Raw genomic sequence first — 15,638 nt, 5'->3', positions numbered from 1 at the left:
TGTTTGGTTATTTTTCAGGTGGTGAATAAGTTACAGAGCCAACATAAGGATCTAGTGTTAAATAAATTCTGACCTCTCCATATGTGGTGTTAAATTTCTCGTAAAAAGCGTCCCTTACTGCATCTGGTTGAACTTTAATGTCAGGGCAGCTTTTTGCAGCATCAAATAGCTTTTCGCCATCTTTAATCACCCCAGTCAAATATTTACTTTCTTCTCTCAATAAAACACAGAAGTATTCTTTATCATCAACAGCATTAAGAAATGAACTTACTTCAACTAGCTTATCGCTTTTGAATTTAAGCCTGTTTTCATAAGTCCATTCATTAAACGGAGGGGTGTTATCAAAAGTGCAGATAGTTTCAGCTCGTTTTTTCTCACAGTGACCATCATTAATGAAGCTGACGCTATCCATGCTCTGCCCCCACTTTAAGCCAAACGGGGCATCTTGCTTGCTATCACATCCAGCCAGCAAAGCAACCACCGCAGCCACTGCTAATATTCTTTTCATCTCACCATCCCATCAATTAGTTTCAGTAATGTTAGCTTAGCGGGAGTGCAAATTGAAGCAAACAAAAAACCTGCCGAGGCAGGTTAGATGTATTATTTTTGATGGCTTGGTTGTTCTATTGAATGTGGCGATGGTTGTTGAACGTAGATAACGGTAGGTTGAGGTTGCTTTGTATCTGCCTTTTCTGCGCTAGCAATAATTGAACTAGAATAAATCATTACCGTAGATAGAATTATTGTCACAAGCGCTATGCCTATAGTCATGCTCCATTGGGTGGTTGTTAGGCTAGTTTTTAACCCGTCTATTTTCCCATCAACAGCATCAAATTTAGAATCAATCTTAGATGATATAGTCGACAATGTTGCGTTAAGTTGAGACATTTGAGTGTTTTGCTCTTCCCTCCACTTAGCCATCTCTTCACGCATACCAGCAGCAACAGCATCAACCTCTGCCTTGCTTGCTCTAAGCAATGCATCTAGTTCTGTTTTTGATAATTTAGAATCGCTCATGTCATTACTGCCCTCAACCTTATTCTTTGGAGCTTGATAGATATCATTAAAGTCTGTTATTTTTATATCACTACCTTTAAAGACCTCATCAGCTGTCATTGCTCTACTCATTTCCAGCTCCTGATTTTCTATCAAAAAGCCCCATCCACTTCATTACTCTAGATACGTTAAAGTATATTTCATAACCACAATCTTTGCATATAGCCCGATACTTGAAATTAAGTGGGTTAAATGGATATCTACCTGCAAGGTCTTCGCATTTGATCGGCACAAGAAAAGACTCGCCGTCATTAATGCTAATTGATGGAAAGCCCATTCCATCAAAGCCACATATTGGACACTTTAAGCTCTCCACCCCGTTACTAAGCAGAAACTCACGAAATTTTACATCAGTTACTTGCTTGAACATCTCCCAAAGCTTAGCTTCATTCTCCTTGAGCATTCTCTGCCCTTCGGATTTAGCTTCATCTTCTGTCATAAATCCCCCATAGATTAATGAGAGATATTTAACCATTTGTTTTAGGGGAAGCGTTACTGATCTTATTTACAGCATAGCAAAATGCCTCAATTCAGAGGCGCGTAGGATAATGTGAATGGATTAGATGTATCCGCTGTGCGTTTCTTCTACTAAATCATTTTTATAGTCAGATAGAATGCGTAGAGTGGTTGATGCTTGTTTGTAATCAAATTCACCCATGGCTGATAAAATTGTTAACTTAACCAAATAAACAGAAGGAAATAATTTCACACCATTAAGCTTCAAGAATATTGTTGCGGCCTGAAAAGCTGTTCTCTTATTAGCATCATTAAAAGCATGAGCCTTAGCTATAGCAACAAGGTACATTCCAGCCAAATCAAACACATCATTATTATTTTCATAGTCAATAAGTGATTGAACGCGACCAAGCGCACCTGATAGCTTGTCGATACTCGGCTCACCACTATTAGGTAGAGTTTTTTCCTGTATCTTGACAACCTCTTCGACTGTTAATAATCGCATACACTCATCACTTATCTTCTAAATCTTTAATTATTTGAGCATACTCTAGTTGTGTATCTTTAAGTGCCTGCTCAAAGTCAGAAGTCGTAGTGATTGACCTCATGCAACGCTTTATAGTACCGCTAGATGTCCCTACGATGCCAGAGGAAGGGAAAGAGACTCCATCATACTTTTTTACTGTATGTGATGTTCCAGTTTGATTTGTTTTCTTTATAGTCATGATAATTACCTCCCAACTATCTATATGTATAGAATAGCAGTAAATCATTAGGTTTTGCTAGCCCATCCTTGGGCTATGTGTGGGTCAGGCTAATAACTTAGTTTCTGGCTTTTCTTTAAGGCTTAATAAGTTGCAGTAAATAACTCCATTCAGTTCAGATAACTGCTTGGTTACCTCTGACTCTAAGGCTGGATTTAATTTTTTAATTGCTGGCGCTAGTATGTTTCGCCATTCATCTATAATTGACTTGATGATATTGTGAGCCACAGAAGTATTGCTTAACAAAACATCTGATAGCAGCTTTTCTTTTCGATTTAAACTACTAGTATTAACTTCGTAACGATGCTGTAGTGCTTTTAGCCAAAAATAGGCTGCATCTATATTTACACCCATACCTCTAAGCTTAGTCAGTATTTCAATTAGTGGGTTCGGGTATTCAGCCATATTCTTAAGCATCTTTTGAGGATACCTATAGAATTCAGATAGTGATTCTGCTTTATCAACACCCTCAAGATCAAACAACCAGTCATATTCATCAAAGAATGACATTGGCATCGCAAGGCTTTCAAGTCCAACCTGTGGTAGCTGCTGTTTGGGAATATATTCACCTTCCATTACTAGCTTGTGAACATACTCTACCGCCATTGGTATCTGGTCGGCTGTTAGTTCATCAATTCCGCTAACATTAAATTGCTGATGCACTAGTGAATACGCTTCTGGGTACATAATCCCCTTTTTGCTCACCAGTAAATTAACAGCGTTCTTTAATGGGTTGCGTTCCTGAACCGTTGATTTGTGTTTAGCCTTAACCTCGCCAGTAGTCCAATACTCATAGAGTACGTCGTCGCATTCTTCTTGATACTGGATCACCTTATCGCGGATTTCAGGTTTAACTTTGTTAGGGCTGATAGTGTGAAGCCAGCCAGCAAGTTTACGGAGAGCTAGGCAAATCATATTTCGCTCTTTACCATCCGCGGCAACTATAGAGATTTCCTCTACGGTTGATTTAAACTTTTGTTTTAGCTTGTTTAACTGACCTGTCCAGTCCATTCCCATCCCTTCAACGATAGGGCGCATAGGAACATAAGGCTGACCATTATAATTAACAACATATAAATTGTTACCGTGGAAAGGTACGTTAATTGTTGATATAGTATTCATAGTTCGTTTCTCTCTAGGTTTCGGACTAAATTAGAAGCCTCGACTGTTCCCGCAGTTGGGGCTTCGCTGTTAATTAGCACTCACAACACCTTCTTTCTTCAAAAAATCCATCACAATTCTGTGAACTTCATTATTTAAAGATCTTCCGTTTTTTTCTGCCCACTGCTTAACTAGGTCAATATCCTTTTCAGGCCAACGAAAATTAAGCTGTGGTAGCTTTCTCGCTCCTTTCATTTTACATCTCCATATAGAGTCACCGTGGTTCAATTGAGAATGTACTATCACCGTTATAGACTGTCAAGAAAAATAAAGGTGATTATATGAGCAGAGAATACCCGCAGTTCAAATTGCGAATGCCGCCAGAAACAAGAGATAAGTTAAAAGTAAGATCTGAGATGAATGGCAGATCAATTAATGCAGAATTATTGCAAATAATAGATGAAGCTTTATCTACACCATCATCAGTATCTGGCTATAAGGATGACGTAGAGAAAATGGCAGCCACTCAGGCTGATGAGGTTAGAAAAATGGTATTTGATACATTAGTTAAACTCTACAAAAAGGATCAATAAATGGCTAGAGATGAGCCTAAATTCACCTTCAGAATGCCGCCAGAAGTAAGAGACAAACTTAAAGAAAGGGCTGAATGCAATGGCAGGTCATTTAATTCTGAGCTATTGCAGATAGTCTTGGACGCTCTTGAAAGCGAAAATGAAACACAGTCAAGTAATACAGAAACCAAAAAGTTAGCTGAACACCAAGCCGAGGAAGTTAAAAAAATGGTATTCAGCACTCTAATGGAACTTTACGACAAGGATAACAAGTGATGACTTATGATAGATATAATCCTGAGTGGCAACAAAATATATTACTCGCCTTTTATCACTGCAAAAATGGACGAGTTAGCAGAGAACAATGGAATGAACTATGTGAGCCTTATGAAACTTATAAGGATTTCTACGATAACATAATTTACTTGTCCGATAGTGGTCTACTTAATACAGCAGATTGCCCTGTATCTCGCGCTGACGATGAGTTTGAGGCTAACACGCCGCTACTTCTTGACCCTTCTTTTATAAGAATAACCAACTTAGGAGTAGATTTTCTCAGAGCCGATGGTGGGTTAAGTGCGATACTGAATGTCAATGTGATCAAATTACATGATGATACTTTATCGGCTCTATCTTCATATGTTGACAAAATGAATGTTAGCGATGGCGAGAAAAACGCAATCAAAAACGAACTAAAGAAGCTACCAGTTGACGGGTTACGCCATGTAATGACCAAAGCCATTGATACAGCATTGAATAACCCATCTGAAATACTACGCGTTGTGCAGGTGGCAATTCAATCTATTTGACCTAATGATCGCTTCATTATATCCAATGCCATTGTGGAGTAAGTAGAATCACTCTCGTTGTATGGCATTGTTTTGTTTAGGATAGTCTCTTTACCTTTTTCTTGCGTGTAAAAACTTATTTCTCCATTACTGAATTCGGTAATAATAAACTTACCATCCACCAATTCATTCATGAAAACCATTTTAAATATTTGTTTTTTAACATGGTTGAAATCACAACCATCTTTTTCTATCAACCCAGCTTTTGTCAATGTGGCCACTAATTCTTCTGTACTCATGCGGTGAAGTACTTCAAGTGCTTCTTTAGCTACCTGCAACTGACTTTTCCCTCTCTGATTTCTTTCTGAGCATTCAGGGCAGAAATAAGAAACGCCATCTTTGATATCGAATGAGGGAACAGGCTTTGTTGTTGGTTTTGGTTCTCTCATATCAACCCTCTTTTTCTTCTGTCGGAAGCTCAAATGTGGTCTTGCTTTCTTTGATTAACAACCCCATATGCTGCACGCAATTACCAACGCATGTACTACAGATTCCCGCAGTCTTATCATTTGCTAAAATAAGAATTGGAACTTTAGTTTGACTACGACCACAGAAATTACATTTTAACTCAGCCATACCCTACCTCGCATTATCACGCATAATAATTTTATCAGCCCAATCCATAGCTTCTTCATACCGCTTATTGGATGGGATTTTATCTTTCTCACTACGGGGAAATTTAGCTTCCATGGCAGCGCGGAAACCCGTCATTGTCATTCCCCAAGCTTCCTGTTCGCTAATGCCCAAATGGGCTACGGCAAGATAGACATAAACGCGCGGGTCGAATTCGTTTGTGAATTTACCCTGCGGCTCTTCGTCTTCATCAGGCTTTTGGTCGCCCATGATGCCGTGACGCATGAGGTGACGAGCAAGAGTGATAATATCCTGTAACTTCAAGCGCCCTTCTCGATAGCTTAGCCAGCCTTTACGGTTGACGCTGAGATTGCCAATTAACGTACTGACTTTTTCGTTACAGCACTTTTCAATCACTTCTTTGCATTCCATGACCATATTAGCAAAGCAAATGGCCTCTGCATTTTTTGCTAGCTTAGGGTCCTTTAGATTAGGAAATCGACCTCCGTGTACAGTAACGAAAATATCAGTTAATCGTGTGGGTGAGTTTTGAGATAGCCTAGCCATTGCCGAAAATGAAGGGATTAAATGATACGACTTACCATCGACAATCACCGCTATTTGCCCTACATCCGTTAATACTTGCATGAGACCTCAATAGAGGGGCTTGCGCCCCTTAGATTAAGAAATGGTGACTGTTGCCTGACTAGAAGTAACACTACCCGCAGAAGTTGAAGTAATGACGCAAGTATATTCCCCTGCATCACCAGCAACAGTTGCCTGCTTGGTAAATGTAGCAGTAGTACCGCCAGAAACATTACTGTTACCTTTCTTCCACTGATAAGTTAGCGCCGAGCCATCGGTGGATTTAGCTTCCACAGATAAAGTTAGCGTTTGGCCTACCGTCAGTGTTTGGTCTACTGGCTGTTTGGTGATTACGATTTCTTCTGGAATATCACGGATATCGACACCACCTGCGCTATTAGCTTCAATAGACCAAGTCGCTACGTCATCGTGTGGATATTCATCACTCCAGCTAGTCACTAAGAAACAGCCTTCAGTGATATCTGTAGGGCTAACAATCTTGAACCATACGTAAGGCTGACCTGATGTAGTTTCAGGGTTGTTAACGTGGCGCTTAAGCTCTTTCTGACCGTATAAAGACTCTTTACGAGATACGCCATCACCCGAGAAAGTGACGTTTTTGTACGAAACTAAGCTTTCCTGTGTATTTTGTGGCGACATATCGCCCGTTGCGTCTACCGTTTCCCATTCAGTAGCAGACGACTTTCCGCGCATCATACCAAGGCGACCGTAGTCCATTGGTGATGGTTTGTTCTCAGGACACGCAATTGCATAAAATACAACCACGTCGCGCCCTGTGAATGCACCTGATTCACATGCCATGTTTATTTACTCCGTTATCGTGAGATTATTGTGTTGAAATTAATTTCGAGGACTAAGCGATTTCTGTCGCTCATTGATTGGTTGATACCGCCGATTGGCTCTACATAGGTCATGCATCCGATTTTGTGGTCTCGGATTAATGCTTCTCTAATACTAAAAGCTAGGTCTTCAAGTGCTGATTGACCGCCATCGACCTCAGATATAAGCAGCATTCGGTAAGAGTCACGTATTAGTGCTTCCTCTGGCTTAGCACCGCCCATTCGCTGAATGACGATAAATTTATCTAGTTGCTGACCATCTTTCCAAAATCGATACTGAACATCGAAACCATCAGAGAAGTGATTAACCTCCAGCCACTCAGTAATTTCGCTGTAAATATCACTAGGCTTCATATTTTGTAGCCTCGTTTAATGATTTCCTGTATTTCTGGCGCTGCGTTTTCAAAACCTTTGCGTAAGAAATCAGGCTCTGCGTTAGGGTCCCAATATCGCCCTTTGCCAGTACCGCCACCAAATGAGACACCGCTTCGAGTTTTGCCAAAATCCTCTCTTGGCTGACCTTTAAGTTTGCCTTTCATCTGGCTAACCGCTGCGGCATAGTTTGCTGAATAACCGACTCTGGCCTCATACCCGCTGGGTATTTTCTGCAATTGTCGATACTGACTATTGATGAGATTGGATGTGTCGATAGGGGTAATTGCCGCAGCATAAGCCGCACCAGTGATAGATATCTCTTGCATAACTCGGGCTGTTCGCTGTGTGGCAATAACCTCTAATTCGCTATTGATATTCCCTCTAACTCGCCTGATACCTTTGACTTTTACGCCCATGATCACGTCCTTATCTCGTAGTCGAACTCTTCACCGAAAAAGCTCATATCATCTTCTTTAACTGTGATGATAATGTCAGCTCCAGCGACTCTCGGGTCAGATTGAGAAGTGGTATCACCTTTGGCAATGTAGAAGCCGCGCTCTGGCCTTTGCACATCTACACCGGTACGCTTCAATTCAGTGTAAAACACGTTATTGGTAACAAACTCCTTCCCCATATCGTCTTTCACTACTTCATTGCTAGATTGCCATGTGCAGTCGATAAGATATGGAGTGCCATAGGTGATTGTGTCATCCCATTTTCCACCGCCGCGAATAACAGGGTAAATAGTGGCGAGTGCGGTATATGACCAGTTAGCGGTAGTGCTCATCGACCACCTCCGCACATACAGCCACCTTTCGCAATCCACAATCCAGCATGAGCTGTTTGAGTCGGGTCAGAAGGGATTAGCCCATTAGCGCATCCGTACTTATCTAAGCCACGTAGAAGCGATGTAGCTGCTTTCCATCTATCACCAAATGATTGATACCGAAATGACCGTGACGCACCGTTGGGGGCTGATTGTGAGCTGATATACTTATCACCCTGACCAAGTGCCATGAGTGCAAGCAAATACATCTGAATCAATAGCGCTGTTGCCGCTGGGTAATGCTTATCAAGGCATTCCTGAATACTACCGACCTGCTCAATCAATGCGTCGAGAATAAAATCAGGTAACTCTATTCCCTGCCCCGTCAGGTATTCTTTGGCTTGCTCTTTTGTGATCATGATTACCTCACAAAGCAAAGCCCCCTTTCGAGGGCATAAAAAAACCGCTTTCGCGGCTATTCTTCTGGAAGCAGAGCAATTAGCTCATCGACCTTGGCTTTCTCGTCAAACTCAATGCCTAACTCGGTGAGCTTTTCGATTACCTCTTTCTTGGTTGGCTTTTTAGTCTGCTCAACTGATGGTGTTAATGCCGCAGCGGCTTCATCTGACAGCAAGCGCACATTTGGTTTTAACACTGGATGCAATTCTTCAAACTCAACTACCTGCCCCTTAATAACTCCATGCCAAGGGATAATAACTTCATACTTAGCCATTTTATCTCCTTAGCTCAGTTTCGCGCCGTAAACTACACCAGATTTACCTTCACCATCACGAGTGATTTGCAGACCTGCCGCGCTCATGATTTGGAAGTTGTAGTTGTCCTGTGGTATAAAGCGAGGCTTAGGAACAACACCTGTTGCCATACCGACTAAAGGGGTTACTACATCTTTGCGGCGCTGATACGCGATGAACTCAGTTCCTTTAAGCGCATAAGTTGGGCGAATTTCCTTCACACCTGCATATGGCAGCAAGGTATCAATAACGCGACCATTCACTACGCTATTGCCAGCACCTGCGCCAACCGCAACCACTGTAGGCTTAATCAGATTACCCCATGCTTCGTAGCTCACCCACATAACATCGTAGAAATCTACTTTGTTATTGAAAGCGGTTTGACCAAATGCACCTTTGAAACCAAAAAATGCTAACAGCGCTGGTAAATCAGCAGTAGTTAAGTCGATGTTTGCACCAGATGTGCCTAAATCGATTTTTGCTGTGTTGCGGTGATTTTTCATGCCTTGGCCTTTGTAACCATCGACACTGATTTTGTCATCACCATTCAAGAAGTAATTAACAACCTTCTTATTGAATTGGCGCATCTTTGCAGTTTGAGAATCTAATACTAAGTCGATTCCCACAGTGCTTAGACCTGCCGCATGACGCCAGTTAACACCATAACCAGCGGTGAACACTGGAATCGGGTCACCGTCTGAACCGTATTCAGTGTGGTCATGTGAATATGGAGCTTGACCATCGATACTGATTGATACATCGTCAGCAATATCACCAACCACATTGTACAGCTTAGCAGTCTTACCAATTGGCAATACTGTTTGCAGGCCCATTAGATCATTAACGATTTCCATGCCTGTTTCTTGGTCACGCAATTGGATAATGTTACTGTCAATCTCAGCCCAAAACTCGCGAGCGAAGCCGCCGACTTGGTTTGCAGCTAAAGTTTCACCATCCATCACGTTCTGATACTGATTTATCATCAGATTATGCTGCGTATTGTAAATATTACGTGTCGCCCATAACCCTTCCCACTGACGTTGCAGTCGGCTATTTGTTGCTAAAGTTTCAGCAGTATAAAACATAGTTTTTCCTTTTAATTATGCAGCGGCAACAGTGCCAACACGGAAGCGAACTCGAATGAAATCCGCGCTAGACAGAGTTACTTCATCTTGGCTGTAGCCAATAACCGAGTCGGTATCAGCAGTTGCCAAAGCACCTTGACCATCCGCACCAAATTTAATCGGCGAGTCTTTTTTGTAAGTGCCAGCAGGAACCAATAAAGCAAGCTCTCGACCTTCTTCCACATACTCACCGACAGCAGAGTCACCAGCAGGAATCGCATCACGAATTGTCAGCCCTTGGTGATATGCAGGATTAGTAATGTAGATGCGACCTGTTAGCGCTGCCGCTTGTGCAAACTCATCATTTGCATCAATAACTACGAAAGTACCGGGCAACACATTCGCCTTTGCTGCGCGTGTTTCTGTGATTGATTTGCCGTCAAGATTTACACGGCGGTAACGACTAGTAGCCATTATTGAGCTCCTTTAAAGTATTCCGCTGGGTTTGGTGCGCCAACTTGTTCCTGCTGTGCGCCTGAGTTGCCAGCTAATGATGCTGCTTCACCGAGTTGCTTATGCATATCGATTAACGCTTGGCCTTGCAGTGAATTTGCAACCACTTCGCCATATTTAGCCGCTACCTCTTTACGCATTTCTGTTTCTTCAGCGCGCTGGTTAGCGGTTAATGACTCTTCCAGCTTCTGGTGGTTGACTTGAAGAGCATCAACCTTTTCATTGATTGGCTTTAACTGCTCTGCAAAGTTTGCCGCTAATGCCCGTGTGATATCGCCTACTAAGTCTTTCTTTTCTTCTTGAGTTAAAGGCATGTCGCCCTCCGTGCTATTGTTGATTGCAGGGCTTGCCTGCGGTTTACTAAATAGTGATTTAAATTTGTTAGCAGCCATAACTACCCATGACTCCTGCCTAACTACAGGGCTACCAGAGTCATCAATGAGTATTTTCCCGCCTTCATTTGTGTAACCAAATACCTCTGCCTTTCCACCGTTTCGAACAATCACAAGTTGAGAGTCCGTAAAGTCAGCAACCCATGCGTAATCATCCTGTGTTATGACAAACTTATCTTTTACTGCTCGTTCGATTCGGTTCTCTTTTTCACGGTAGGATTCACCAATAAGAGCGCCAGAGTTTGGTTTTAGTGATATGGCTTGGTCAGCGTTAACCATAAGGCCTACGCCTTTATCGGGCCCTGCCGCAGGTGGTTCATCTAACAATATGGCGTCATGGTCAATGGTATGAATCTTCACCACCCACTGAGCGCCTTGCTCTTGCAATTCTTTTGGTGCTTCGGTTCGCTCCCTGAATACGGCGACACTTGACCAAATAGGGTCAGATGACTCCCCTTTCTCTAGTGCTGTTAATTTAGCCATAAGACGCTGACCGCCAGATGACTCCATGGCCTTTTCTACATCTACCCACTTCTCTGAATAAACACGATTACCTTTTAGGCTTACGTTCCTATTCCATGCGCCTACAAAACCTTGATTAAGGCCTTCAGGTGAAAAAGCCGAAACAAAATGCCCATCTACAGTCGGGTGTCCAAGTGGGGCGATAGTCCCCTCCATGCTTAGGTAGTTAGCTTTTATTTCTGCCTCTGGGTAGAACTCGCCATTCATGATGACGTTTGCTGGCAGTGTGTAGCTCGGTATGATAATGTGCTCACGGCCGTTATAGGTTTCACGCCTGATTGATGCGCTATTAACCTTGGTCGTGACATTTACTTGAATCGGCATCGTTATTCCTCCGCCCATTGGTAACCACGTTCTTTCATGGCTTCTTTTTCCTCTTTCAATTTATTGAGTAATGTATCGTTGTATGGCCTGCCTTCTTTGTCGGTAAGAATAGTCACCGTCGAGCACTTACAGTTGATTGAGTTACCATCTCTAGCCCACCAATCGCGCTGCTCGTCAGTGGTAAATATTTTTCCGTGACGTGATGCATGATTAGGTCGAGTTGTTGGGCTCAGCGCAGATATGTGGACCTGACGAGTTTCAAGGTTAAGAACTTCACTAGCCTCATCAGCTTCATCCATTCTTGCCCTACGCAATGCTGTGGTGATTTCCGTTCTGGCCACACGATTAGCACGACGAATTTCGATACCTGATTGCTCATTCAGATTTCTAGCTACCTCACGAGGATTTAGCCCTCTTGCTATGCCATCGGTAAGAATGCGAGCCATATCTGCTTTGACTTGAGCAGACAGCCCTTTCATTTCCTCAAACACACGAGCTCGAACCAATGCCATGCGAAGCTGATAAGGCTCACTGAGCAATATCGTTGCCACACTTTGTTGTGTTGCTGCGTATGCCGTTGATTGTTGCGCTAAGTTTGCATACTCCTGCGCTGTTCCTCGTTCATATGCTGTACTGACGTACTCATTGAAAAAGAAGTTATTGAATTCACCACCCTGCAATAACACCTCATCGACCATGAGCTCACCGTCTCTCAAGATGATTGAAAGATAGTTAGGGTCTAGGTCAAATTGGTATTTTTTATTAACTACGGGCTCGAATGGAATTCTATTGAGTAGCTGTATGTAGCCTTGTGATACTTTTTTAATGCGCTTTGCAAAGGCCTTCATTGCTCCGCGCTCTAATTTATCAACCGCTGTCGGATCGGCTTTCGTTCCTGCTCTTATCGCGGTTCGTATCTTCTGGATTTTCATCGAATTCACCTAGCGGTGGCTTATTATCAGTTTCGTAGTCGGGCCCTGCTGCTGTTCTAATTTCCTCAACCGTAAATACAGGCCCTCCAGTTGCTAGTGATGCCTGATTAATACGGCTCATCTTCTCAGCGCTATCAAGCTTCTCAGTAGCTGATTGCTCGTTCAGGTCATCCCAAATAACCGTTTTCTCTGGTACAGGCTCTAGTACTTTGATTCGTGTTAAGTGGTCAATGAAGTCCTCTATTTCGAATGAAAGCTCACTCTCCCTACGCGACTGACAGCGTGAATTAAAATACTTCTGGTCTTCGGTGCTGGCTCTTTCTCCTGTTTGCATGCCGACGAGTATTTTCGATGGGATATCCATTGCTGCGGCGGCAGTTTGAAGATTGACGTTATATGTAGGCGTTGGGTCTGATACAGCAGTAACTAACGGGTTAACGTTAGCTCCCTGAGTGATCATAACTGCGTCATTGCCTATGTTTATTTCCCTAGCAACATCGTTATAAATCTCCTGCAACTCTGACATTTCAACGCCGTAGGCTCTTGCTAAATCATCAAGCTTGGCCTCTTTGTCAAAGTTCACTGACAGCTGTCTGGCTGCATTTTTTAGGAATGACTCACCAGAACCGCCTTCGACTTTTTCAAGGCTCACAAATGCGTTATACGCCGGCTCAAGGAAGCCAATAGCATCAATCGAGTAATCACCTAGAATGAACACTCTGTCAGGGTGAATATTGATGTTTCTAGTACCGCCATTCGGTAGCGATTCGGTGTATTGCCACATCTTCGGCTGACCGTAATCAGGCGAGTTAATATCAGTCACCCACTCAGTAGGTTTTATCGCACTAGCCCATGCAGGAGTAACCTTTCTCAAAAGCTTTGAGGCTTTAACCGGCTCGTGCCATTTGCCATTGTCATTGATGTGAAGGATTAGGCCAGAATAGCGACCGACAAGACGGCGCTGATCTGCCTCTTTAAACTCTTTCCATATGCGTTTGTTAATTGCTTTTTTGAAAGACTTTTCCCACGCCGTTTCATCTTTCGACTCATCGGCACTATCTCCTTCAATGACTTGCGGAGATGTTTTCCAGCACGTGCCACTTAATTTAGTTACCCCGCCGTATGCAATCCCACCACGGCGAAATAGTTTGTATAAATCATCAAAGGTTAAATCTTGTTTGAATCCGTATTCGCACCAAGCAGATGATCGCTTAGCGTCAAGCCCCATGGTTGGATTGACCAAAGCCATACGGGCACGAGCTATCGCATCATTCACTAGGTGATTGACGGCTAGTTTCATGTTTTCTTGCATTTTATCCCTCTATGGATTCTTTGGTGGAGGCTTGATTTTCCATGTTAACTTGCGGTTATGGTGATATCCAAGAGATGATTTGTGGCGGCACTTCATATCATCGATTTTTTCAATAATTATCAGCACCAAAACGATCAACAATGCCTCCATCATTACCTCCTAAGTAATCTTTTTGGAACCAGTAGACCTGCGTTAGATTTTTGTGTGATATACCCATCAAGCCCATATCTAACAGCATCCCAACAGTGGTTATTAGCATCCAGTATCACTGGCAATACTTCACCAGTAGTTCGGTCTGTTTTATATGAGTAGAGACGGGCTTCTTTTGCTGTTTCTTTACAGCGAGGATGAATGATGATTTGCTTGAAGCCACGCAAGTGTGTGATGCCATCTTCTACGCTGCCCTGCCACTTTTTAGCGGCTGAGATATTAAATCCCTGTCGCTTCAGATAACTGATAGTTTCGGGTCGCGCGGAGTCGGCTTTAATAGGCCACTTACGAGCTTCAGGTATTTCATCGTAAAACTCTGGCATATGGTCAAGTTCAACGCCAACGCCGTAAGCCTCGCGCTCGATGTACAGACAGTCATCCAAGATAAACATGCGAATAAGCGTGTTGGGGTCTTTAGCAAAACCAAAGTCAGCACCGAAAAGTAACCTATCTGCTTGCTGCCATAAATCATCAGGGAATGATTGAACGACATATTTATTGGCTAATACTTGCTTATCAGAGTTTTCAAGATAAGCACCTTCCCATATCCACGCATAAGTAGCGGAATCTAATCTGGCTTGGTCATTTAACCGCTCATCTTCCAACACTGATGGAAACCATGGGTTATCATCGTAGTTCATTTCAACCACGACAGCATTGTCAGGTGGATTCTTTCTAAATCGCTTATCTGTCGCGCTACCGTCTCGCTCAGGGTTCCATGTCACCCATATTTCAGAGCCAGCTTCACGAACAGTAGGCGCTAGTTTTGTCCATGCTATTTCTGATACTGACTCAGCCTCATCTACCCATGCGATTAATATTCTCGCCTTGGATTTGATGCTGTCCAAATTATGCCGTAACCCTGCGAACACATAGCTAACTGAGCGGCACTTAGTGCGAATGTATTTCTCACCAAGTTCATAGAAATCATTTAGCCAAGGCACAGACCTAATCGCCTGTTTAACCTCTTCCATTGATGATTCTTCTAGTGAGTTCATATACTCACGAGCGCAAAGTATTACGCCAGATTGACCATTCATCGCAGCCATGTAGCCACGAATAGCCGTCATTAATGCGAATGTTCTTGTCTTTGCAGAGCCACGCCCACCGTGTGAGCAGCGATAGCGATAATTACCTTCGAATGCTGGAATTAATTTAGGCGGTATTTCAATCCTCGCTACCGTCATTGTTACCTCCGGCAACCAGAACTATTTTTGTTGGTGACATTGAGCTATCAGAGGATTTGTGGTCAACCTCCTGCTTCTCGCTGTAGCCATGATTGGCAAGCATTAACTTGGTTATTGTTGGATTGAAATCACCGTTAAGCCCCTTATTGATGAGCTTATTTTCTTGCATTGCTAAAATGCCTTCTAACGTGTCACTTAAGTCGGTACTTTCTTTTACCCATTCATAAACTGTCTTACGTGATACGCCTAAATAACAGGCTAGACCAGCCACACTTGGTACAACATCACCAACCGTTTCATATCCGCCCATTAAGTATTCTTTTGCTTTAACTAAACTCTCTGCAAATTTACTTGGGCGACCCATTTTTGTTTTAGTCGCCATTAATTAACCTCAATCAGAACAATTAACTGGTTATGTTTATATACCATCGGCAATCAGTGATACCTTTGCCGTCATAAACTTATATAAATCTC

Annotated in this window: 26 protein-coding genes; 3 read left to right on the top strand and 23 right to left on the bottom strand. The window is 42.7% G+C overall.

All coding sequences use genetic code 11. The annotated features are described in order from the left end of the window. Positions 1–7: 7 nt before the first annotated feature. The 7 genes from M0M83_RS06855 to M0M83_RS06825 form a co-directional block, all read right to left on the bottom strand. The gene (locus tag M0M83_RS06855) at positions 8–508 is read right to left on the bottom strand and encodes a hypothetical protein (protein WP_248467990.1); all 501 of its coding nucleotides are present in this window, start codon (positions 506–508) and stop codon (positions 8–10) included. A gap of 92 nt (positions 509–600) precedes the next feature. Further along, positions 601–1,128, bottom strand: a complete 528-nt coding sequence (locus tag M0M83_RS06850; RefSeq protein ID WP_248467988.1) for a hypothetical protein — start codon at positions 1,126–1,128, stop codon at positions 601–603. Further along, complete coding sequence (locus M0M83_RS06845; protein WP_248467986.1) at positions 1,121–1,495, bottom strand: hypothetical protein; 375 nt, start codon at positions 1,493–1,495, stop codon at positions 1,121–1,123. The genes M0M83_RS06850 and M0M83_RS06845 overlap by 8 nt, the downstream gene beginning before the upstream one ends. 120 nt (positions 1,496–1,615) lie before the next feature. Further along, positions 1,616–2,017: a type II toxin-antitoxin system death-on-curing family toxin gene (locus tag M0M83_RS06840; protein ID WP_248467984.1), complete on the bottom strand. Its 402-nt coding sequence runs from the start codon at positions 2,015–2,017 to the stop codon at positions 1,616–1,618. Positions 2,018–2,024: 7 nt separating this feature from the next. After that, positions 2,025–2,237, bottom strand: coding sequence for a hypothetical protein (locus M0M83_RS21745; protein WP_248467982.1), 213 nt, complete (start codon positions 2,235–2,237; stop codon positions 2,025–2,027). An 84-nt stretch (positions 2,238–2,321) separates the two neighbouring features. Beyond that, entirely contained in the window at positions 2,322–3,398 is a 1,077-nt protein-coding gene (locus M0M83_RS06830; RefSeq protein ID WP_248467980.1) for a phage antirepressor N-terminal domain-containing protein, read from the bottom strand. Positions 3,399–3,467: 69 nt separating this feature from the next. Then, positions 3,468–3,632 carry an Arc family DNA-binding protein gene (locus tag M0M83_RS06825; RefSeq protein WP_181488359.1) on the bottom strand — a complete coding sequence of 55 codons (165 nt, stop codon included), beginning with the start codon at positions 3,630–3,632 and terminating at the stop codon, positions 3,468–3,470. An 86-nt stretch (positions 3,633–3,718) separates the two neighbouring features. Here M0M83_RS06825 and M0M83_RS06820 point away from each other — a divergent pair, with 86 nt between their 5' ends. From M0M83_RS06820 to M0M83_RS21740, 3 genes are read left to right on the top strand one after another with little or no spacing between them, the layout of a single operon-like run. Further along, positions 3,719–3,970, top strand: coding sequence for an Arc family DNA-binding protein (locus M0M83_RS06820; protein ID WP_248467979.1), 252 nt, complete (start codon positions 3,719–3,721; stop codon positions 3,968–3,970). Next, positions 3,971–4,225, top strand: a complete 255-nt coding sequence (locus M0M83_RS06815; RefSeq protein WP_248467978.1) for an Arc family DNA-binding protein — start codon at positions 3,971–3,973, stop codon at positions 4,223–4,225. It abuts the gene before it with no gap. Next, entirely contained in the window at positions 4,225–4,758 is a 534-nt protein-coding gene (locus M0M83_RS21740; RefSeq protein ID WP_248467977.1) for a hypothetical protein, read from the top strand. Before M0M83_RS06815 ends, M0M83_RS21740 begins: the two co-directional genes overlap by 1 nt. Here M0M83_RS21740 and M0M83_RS21735 read toward each other — a convergent pair. From M0M83_RS21735 to M0M83_RS06735, 16 genes are all read right to left on the bottom strand, one after another. Beyond that, positions 4,746–5,186: a hypothetical protein gene (locus M0M83_RS21735; protein ID WP_248467976.1), complete on the bottom strand. Its 441-nt coding sequence runs from the start codon at positions 5,184–5,186 to the stop codon at positions 4,746–4,748. The genes M0M83_RS21740 and M0M83_RS21735 overlap by 13 nt on opposite strands. 1 nt (position 5,187) lies before the next feature. Next, the gene (locus M0M83_RS21990) at positions 5,188–5,373 is read right to left on the bottom strand and encodes a ClpX C4-type zinc finger protein (protein ID WP_423811132.1); all 186 of its coding nucleotides are present in this window, start codon (positions 5,371–5,373) and stop codon (positions 5,188–5,190) included. A 3-nt stretch (positions 5,374–5,376) separates the two neighbouring features. Next, positions 5,377–6,018: a DUF6246 family protein gene (locus M0M83_RS06800; protein WP_248467975.1), complete on the bottom strand. Its 642-nt coding sequence runs from the start codon at positions 6,016–6,018 to the stop codon at positions 5,377–5,379. Between the two features lie 33 nt (positions 6,019–6,051). Next, the gene (locus M0M83_RS06795) at positions 6,052–6,777 is read right to left on the bottom strand and encodes a phage tail tube protein (RefSeq protein ID WP_248467973.1); all 726 of its coding nucleotides are present in this window, start codon (positions 6,775–6,777) and stop codon (positions 6,052–6,054) included. Between the two features lie 14 nt (positions 6,778–6,791). Next, positions 6,792–7,169 carry a phage tail termination protein gene (locus tag M0M83_RS21730; protein WP_166687351.1) on the bottom strand — a complete coding sequence of 126 codons (378 nt, stop codon included), beginning with the start codon at positions 7,167–7,169 and terminating at the stop codon, positions 6,792–6,794. After that, positions 7,166–7,606 (bottom strand): hypothetical protein, encoded by a 441-nt coding sequence (locus tag M0M83_RS06785; protein WP_248467971.1) that lies wholly within the window; start codon positions 7,604–7,606, stop codon positions 7,166–7,168. Before M0M83_RS06785 ends, M0M83_RS21730 begins: the two co-directional genes overlap by 4 nt. A gap of 2 nt (positions 7,607–7,608) precedes the next feature. After that, positions 7,609–7,977: a hypothetical protein gene (locus tag M0M83_RS06780; RefSeq protein WP_248467969.1), complete on the bottom strand. Its 369-nt coding sequence runs from the start codon at positions 7,975–7,977 to the stop codon at positions 7,609–7,611. After that, positions 7,974–8,375, bottom strand: a complete 402-nt coding sequence (locus M0M83_RS06775; RefSeq protein WP_141173681.1) for a DUF7370 family protein — start codon at positions 8,373–8,375, stop codon at positions 7,974–7,976. The genes M0M83_RS06780 and M0M83_RS06775 overlap by 4 nt, the downstream gene beginning before the upstream one ends. A gap of 56 nt (positions 8,376–8,431) precedes the next feature. After that, on the bottom strand, positions 8,432–8,689 hold the full coding sequence (locus M0M83_RS06770) for a hypothetical protein (protein ID WP_209102105.1): 258 nt from the start codon (positions 8,687–8,689) through the stop codon (positions 8,432–8,434). Between the two features lie 9 nt (positions 8,690–8,698). Beyond that, positions 8,699–9,793 carry a major capsid protein gene (locus tag M0M83_RS06765; protein WP_248467967.1) on the bottom strand — a complete coding sequence of 365 codons (1,095 nt, stop codon included), beginning with the start codon at positions 9,791–9,793 and terminating at the stop codon, positions 8,699–8,701. A gap of 15 nt (positions 9,794–9,808) precedes the next feature. Continuing rightward, positions 9,809–10,246, bottom strand: a complete 438-nt coding sequence (locus tag M0M83_RS06760; protein WP_248467965.1) for a phage cement protein — start codon at positions 10,244–10,246, stop codon at positions 9,809–9,811. Beyond that, a complete protein-coding gene (locus M0M83_RS06755) occupies positions 10,246–11,523 on the bottom strand; it encodes a hypothetical protein (protein WP_248467963.1) in 1,278 nt (425 codons plus the stop codon). Before M0M83_RS06755 ends, M0M83_RS06760 begins: the two co-directional genes overlap by 1 nt. Positions 11,524–11,525: 2 nt before the next feature. Beyond that, positions 11,526–12,455 carry a phage minor head protein gene (locus M0M83_RS06750; protein WP_248467962.1) on the bottom strand — a complete coding sequence of 310 codons (930 nt, stop codon included), beginning with the start codon at positions 12,453–12,455 and terminating at the stop codon, positions 11,526–11,528. Continuing rightward, the gene (locus tag M0M83_RS06745) at positions 12,391–13,767 is read right to left on the bottom strand and encodes an anti-CBASS protein Acb1 family protein (protein ID WP_248467961.1); all 1,377 of its coding nucleotides are present in this window, start codon (positions 13,765–13,767) and stop codon (positions 12,391–12,393) included. The genes M0M83_RS06750 and M0M83_RS06745 overlap by 65 nt, the downstream gene beginning before the upstream one ends. Positions 13,768–13,919: 152 nt before the next feature. Beyond that, a complete protein-coding gene (locus M0M83_RS06740) occupies positions 13,920–15,164 on the bottom strand; it encodes a PBSX family phage terminase large subunit (RefSeq protein ID WP_248467959.1) in 1,245 nt (414 codons plus the stop codon). Then, positions 15,145–15,546: a DNA-packaging protein gene (locus M0M83_RS06735; protein ID WP_248467958.1), complete on the bottom strand. Its 402-nt coding sequence runs from the start codon at positions 15,544–15,546 to the stop codon at positions 15,145–15,147. Before M0M83_RS06735 ends, M0M83_RS06740 begins: the two co-directional genes overlap by 20 nt. Positions 15,547–15,638 lie beyond the last annotated feature (92 nt).

This window comes from Providencia rettgeri (assembly GCF_023205015.1).
GTDB lineage: Bacteria > Pseudomonadota > Gammaproteobacteria > Enterobacterales > Enterobacteriaceae > Providencia > Providencia rettgeri_E.
This window is presented reverse-complemented; position numbering and strand designations above follow the sequence as displayed.

Excerpts from the sequence above, each read along its gene's own strand:
- M0M83_RS06855 (WP_248467990.1), bottom strand. The coding sequence starts at position 508 with ATGAAAAGAATATTAGCAGTGGCTGCGGTGGTTGCTTTGCTGGCTGGA.
- M0M83_RS06850 (WP_248467988.1), bottom strand. The coding sequence starts at position 1,128 with ATGAGTAGAGCAATGACAGCTGATGAGGTCTTTAAAGGTAGTGATATA.
- M0M83_RS06845 (WP_248467986.1), bottom strand. The coding sequence starts at position 1,495 with ATGACAGAAGATGAAGCTAAATCCGAAGGGCAGAGAATGCTCAAGGAG.
- M0M83_RS06840 (WP_248467984.1), bottom strand. The coding sequence starts at position 2,017 with ATGCGATTATTAACAGTCGAAGAGGTTGTCAAGATACAGGAAAAAACT.
- M0M83_RS21745 (WP_248467982.1), bottom strand. The coding sequence starts at position 2,237 with ATGACTATAAAGAAAACAAATCAAACTGGAACATCACATACAGTAAAA.
- M0M83_RS06830 (WP_248467980.1), bottom strand. The coding sequence starts at position 3,398 with ATGAATACTATATCAACAATTAACGTACCTTTCCACGGTAACAATTTA.
- M0M83_RS06825 (WP_181488359.1), bottom strand. The coding sequence starts at position 3,632 with ATGAAAGGAGCGAGAAAGCTACCACAGCTTAATTTTCGTTGGCCTGAA.
- M0M83_RS06820 (WP_248467979.1), top strand. The coding sequence starts at position 3,719 with ATGAGCAGAGAATACCCGCAGTTCAAATTGCGAATGCCGCCAGAAACA.
- M0M83_RS06815 (WP_248467978.1), top strand. The coding sequence starts at position 3,971 with ATGGCTAGAGATGAGCCTAAATTCACCTTCAGAATGCCGCCAGAAGTA.
- M0M83_RS21740 (WP_248467977.1), top strand. The coding sequence starts at position 4,225 with ATGACTTATGATAGATATAATCCTGAGTGGCAACAAAATATATTACTC.
- M0M83_RS21735 (WP_248467976.1), bottom strand. The coding sequence starts at position 5,186 with ATGAGAGAACCAAAACCAACAACAAAGCCTGTTCCCTCATTCGATATC.
- M0M83_RS21990 (WP_423811132.1), bottom strand. The coding sequence starts at position 5,373 with ATGGCTGAGTTAAAATGTAATTTCTGTGGTCGTAGTCAAACTAAAGTT.
- M0M83_RS06800 (WP_248467975.1), bottom strand. The coding sequence starts at position 6,018 with ATGCAAGTATTAACGGATGTAGGGCAAATAGCGGTGATTGTCGATGGT.
- M0M83_RS06795 (WP_248467973.1), bottom strand. The coding sequence starts at position 6,777 with ATGGCATGTGAATCAGGTGCATTCACAGGGCGCGACGTGGTTGTATTT.
- M0M83_RS21730 (WP_166687351.1), bottom strand. The coding sequence starts at position 7,169 with ATGAAGCCTAGTGATATTTACAGCGAAATTACTGAGTGGCTGGAGGTT.
- M0M83_RS06785 (WP_248467971.1), bottom strand. The coding sequence starts at position 7,606 with ATGGGCGTAAAAGTCAAAGGTATCAGGCGAGTTAGAGGGAATATCAAT.
- M0M83_RS06780 (WP_248467969.1), bottom strand. The coding sequence starts at position 7,977 with ATGAGCACTACCGCTAACTGGTCATATACCGCACTCGCCACTATTTAC.
- M0M83_RS06775 (WP_141173681.1), bottom strand. The coding sequence starts at position 8,375 with ATGATCACAAAAGAGCAAGCCAAAGAATACCTGACGGGGCAGGGAATA.
- M0M83_RS06770 (WP_209102105.1), bottom strand. The coding sequence starts at position 8,689 with ATGGCTAAGTATGAAGTTATTATCCCTTGGCATGGAGTTATTAAGGGG.
- M0M83_RS06765 (WP_248467967.1), bottom strand. The coding sequence starts at position 9,793 with ATGTTTTATACTGCTGAAACTTTAGCAACAAATAGCCGACTGCAACGT.
- M0M83_RS06760 (WP_248467965.1), bottom strand. The coding sequence starts at position 10,246 with ATGGCTACTAGTCGTTACCGCCGTGTAAATCTTGACGGCAAATCAATC.
- M0M83_RS06755 (WP_248467963.1), bottom strand. The coding sequence starts at position 11,523 with ATGCCGATTCAAGTAAATGTCACGACCAAGGTTAATAGCGCATCAATC.
- M0M83_RS06750 (WP_248467962.1), bottom strand. The coding sequence starts at position 12,455 with ATGAAAATCCAGAAGATACGAACCGCGATAAGAGCAGGAACGAAAGCC.
- M0M83_RS06745 (WP_248467961.1), bottom strand. The coding sequence starts at position 13,767 with ATGCAAGAAAACATGAAACTAGCCGTCAATCACCTAGTGAATGATGCG.
- M0M83_RS06740 (WP_248467959.1), bottom strand. The coding sequence starts at position 15,164 with ATGACGGTAGCGAGGATTGAAATACCGCCTAAATTAATTCCAGCATTC.
- M0M83_RS06735 (WP_248467958.1), bottom strand. The coding sequence starts at position 15,546 with ATGGCGACTAAAACAAAAATGGGTCGCCCAAGTAAATTTGCAGAGAGT.